Here is a 4,004-nt window from a genome sequence, read left to right on the forward strand (position 1 = left end):
TTTTGAACGTCAACGCTTTTGGATTGAGCCTAGTTCTGCTTCTGCTCAGGTTTTGCAAAGTCAAGCGATCGCAACCTTAACTAGCAAAAAATCTGATATTGCCGATTGGTTCTATGTTCCTTGCTGGAAATATGCCCTGAGTCCTGTCAGGGACAAATCAACTACAACATCAAAGTCCTCAATTTATTTAATTTTCCAAGATGAAATCGGCTTAGGAAATCAGTTAGTTAACAAACTCATACAAGAAGGACATATTGCGATCGCAATCAAAGCAGGAGAAGCATTTACTCAAATCAGCGATCGCAGTTATATCATTAATCCTAGTCAGCCAGAGCATTACGATCTGATGCTCACAACTCTCCATCAACTTAACCAAACACCCGATCTCATCGTGCATCTTTGGTCTGTCACTTCCGAGAACGAAAGCGCAAAAGAGAGAGATGCGATCGCCAAAACTCAAGAGCTAGGGTTTTATAGTCTCCTGTATCTAACCCAAAGTTTGGCGCGACAGGGAATAACCGATAGTTTGCAAATGCAAGTAATTTCCAGCAATATGCAGTCAGTGAATGGTGAAGAAACTCTTCAGCCTGAAAAAGCGACTTTACTAGGAACATGCAAGGTCATTCCTCAAGAATATCCTAATATTCATTGCCAGAGTATTGATATTACTGTGCCAAAGTGTGGCAGTTGGCAAGCCGATAAATTAGTGGATTGCCTATGGCAAGAAATTACTAGCCCTATAGCAGAATCCATAGTTGCCTATCGGTCAAACCGCCGACAAATTCAGACCTATGAGCCAATGCGATTCAAGTCACCAACGATAGATACTTCCCGTTTTAAAGAACGAGGTGTTTATCTCATTACTGGAGGGCTGGGTGGTATCGGTTTAGTAATAGCCGCGTATTTGGCTAAGACATTTCAAGCTCGTTTAGTGTTAGTCGGACGTTCCACTTTTCCTAAACGGGAAGACTGGAATCACTGGCTCAATGCCCATGAAGCAGAAAACTCAGTTAGTCAAAAAATACGCAAACTGCAAGCAATAGAGTCTTTTGGCGCAGAAATTCTAGTGGCTAATGCCGATATAGCTGACTTCGAGCTGATGACAGAAGTTATCTCTCAAGCCAAAAATCGATTTGGAGTGATTAATGGAGTGATCCATACTGCGGGTGTGGCAGGAGGCGGAATTATTCAGCAAAAAAATGCTTTAGAGGCTGACAAGGTGATTGCTCCGAAACTCTACGGAACAATTGTTTTGGATAAAGTCCTTCAAAATATGCCCCTCGATTTCTTTGCTGTTTATTCATCCATGACCTCAATTGTCGGAGGCTTTGGACAAGTAGATTACTGTGCCGCCAATGCATTCCTTGATGCTTTTGCCCATCATAAATTGACTCAGCCAAGTCCCTTTACTGTCAGCATTAATTGGGGAGCTTGGCAAGAAGTGGGAATGGCGGCTCAGACGGAAATACCTCTATATCTAAAGGAAGCACGGCAAGAGGATCTTAAGCAAGGTATCTTATCTTTAGAAGGGATAGAAGCATTTAATCGCATTCTCAGCAACAATTTTCCACAAGTATTGGTGTCACCGCAAGATTTAGGAATAAGTTTGAAACCAGCCGATCAAGGGGCTATTACGGAAACGTCCCAAATTACAGACAAAGTTCCTCAAATCACGCGAACGCTTCATCCTCGCCCTGCCCAACTAAATAGTACCTATGTTGCTCCTAGTAACGAAACAGAGAAAGCGATCGCGAATATTTGGCAACAGATTTTGGGCATTGAGAAAGTAGGAATATATGATAACTTCTTTGAATTGGGAGGTGACTCCCTACAGGGAGCGCAGGTAATTGCTCGTTTAAATCAAGAATTTAACACCAAAATCGCTGCTTACAATCTCTATGTGGCTCCAACTGTAAGTTCTATTAGTGAAATCATATGTCCTGTTCAAGAGGAAAGTGACGACTCCGAGAAAGCTCCCTCCCGTGGCGATCTTCGTCGAGAGAGAAAAATGCAACGTAAACGAGAGAGGTGAAGATCTGCTCCATATCACCAATTATAGATTGCTGTTATGGAGCATAAACTCATAGTTGCGGAACTAAGCCTTAATCAAAAACTATTAAAATTGCTAGGATATTTAGTATGCAGGATCAGGAATTAGAACAAGATATAAGTTTAGATGTAGCCATCATCGGAATGGTCTGTCGAGTTCCTGGCGCAAAAAATACAGATGAATTTTGGGAGAATCTATGCAACGGAGTGGAGTCAATTACTGTTTTCACTGATGCCGATTTGCAATTAACAGGTATTGAACCTGAGATCTTTAAACAACCTAATTATGTTAATGCTGCCCCAATTTTAGAGGATATAGAACTATTTGATGCCAATTTCTTTAGCTTTAGTCCGAGAGAAGCCGAAGTGATGGATCCTCAAAATCGTATTTTTTTAGAATGTGCTTGGGAAGCTTTAGAAGATGCTGGGTATAATGCCTCAGAATATCAAGGGCTAATTGGAGTTTATGCTGGATCAGCAATTAATAGATATCTACTTAACAATCTTTGCCAAATACCGAATCTCAATAATCAACATTTCTACACCAGTCAACACGACTTTTTGACAACGAACGTATCCTACAAATTAAATTTGAAAGGGCCTAGTTTAGATGTGCAAACTTTCTGCTCTACATCCTTAGTCAGTGTCCATTTAGCTTGTCAGAGTTTACTCAATAATGAATGTGATATGGCTTTGGCTGGGGGGGTAACAGTTCGAGTTCCCCACAAAATTGGCTATTGGTATGAAGAAGGAGATATTGTTTCGCCCGACGGTCATTGCCGTACTTTTGATGCCAAAGCTCAAGGAACTGTATTCGGCTCAGGAGTTGGCATTGTGGTGTTAAAGCGGATGGAGGATGCTTTAGCTGATGGTGATCATATTTATGCAGCAATCAAAGGTTCCGCAATTAATAATGATGGTTCTCTGAAAGTGGGCTTTACTGCACCGAGCGCTCATGGTCAATCCAATGCGATCGCTAATGCGCTAGACGATGCGGGCATCGATGCTGATACGATTTTCTATATTGAAGCTCATGGCACTGCCACAAAAATGGGCGATCCCGTTGAAGTTGCTGCACTGACCCAGACATTCCGCCAACACACGGATAAACGTAATTTCTGCGCGATCGGCTCAGTCAAATCTAATATTGGACATCTGGACGCAGCATCGGGTGTGACTGGGCTGATCAAAACAGTTTTAGCTTTAAAACATAAACAAATACCGCCGACACTGCACTTCGAGCAGCCCAATCCTGAAATTGACTTTGCTAACAGTCCTTTCTATGTCAATACAAAATTACAGGATTGGGAGCGCGGTAGTACTCCTAGACGAGCAGGTGTGAGTTCTTTAGGCTTTGGTGGTACAAATGCCCATGTGGTTTTAGAAGAAGCGCCAACGGTTAAGCCATCAGGAAGATCTCGGCCTTACCAACTAATTGTTTTATCAGCGAAAACCGATACTGCTTTAGAAACTGCGACTAAAAACCTTGCTACTCATCTCAAACAGCATTCAGAAATATCTTTAGCAGACACTGCCTATACCCTCCAGTTAGGTCGCCAAGCTTTTCGTCATCGCCGCATGATTGTATGTCAGGATCGAGAAGACTTATTGCGATCGCTAGATGCTCCATTCTCTCAAGAGATACTCAGTCAGACCACTGATCTCCGTAATCGAGGGATCAATTTCCTATTCACAGGACAGGGATCGCAATACGTGAAGATGGGAGAAGGACTCTATCAGCAAGAATCTGTTTTCCGATCGCAGATTGATCGCTGTAGTCAAATCCTGCAACCTGCGATCGGACTTGATCTCAGAGATATTTTGTATCCTTCGGAAAGTCAGATCGACGAGATGGCTGTAAAACTGCAAGAAACAGCGATCGCCCAACCAGCAATCTTTGCCATAGAGTATGCACTAGCACAACAGTGGATAGCATGGGGAATCAAACCCAAAGC

The 4,004-nt window shown here is 42.5% G+C and carries 2 protein-coding genes; both read left to right on the top strand.

The features are described from left to right. The coding region (locus B9G53_RS22485; RefSeq protein WP_141211858.1) for an SDR family NAD(P)-dependent oxidoreductase at positions 1 to 2,032 on the top strand (2,032 nt) is incomplete at its 5' end. A gap of 107 nt (positions 2,033 to 2,139) precedes the next feature. After that, positions 2,140 to 4,004 (top strand): type I polyketide synthase (locus B9G53_RS22490; RefSeq protein WP_141211859.1); only part of this gene is annotated, 1,865 nt, incomplete at its 3' end.

Source organism: Pseudanabaena sp. SR411, assembly GCF_002251945.1.
GTDB lineage: Bacteria > Cyanobacteriota > Cyanobacteriia > Pseudanabaenales > Pseudanabaenaceae > Pseudanabaena.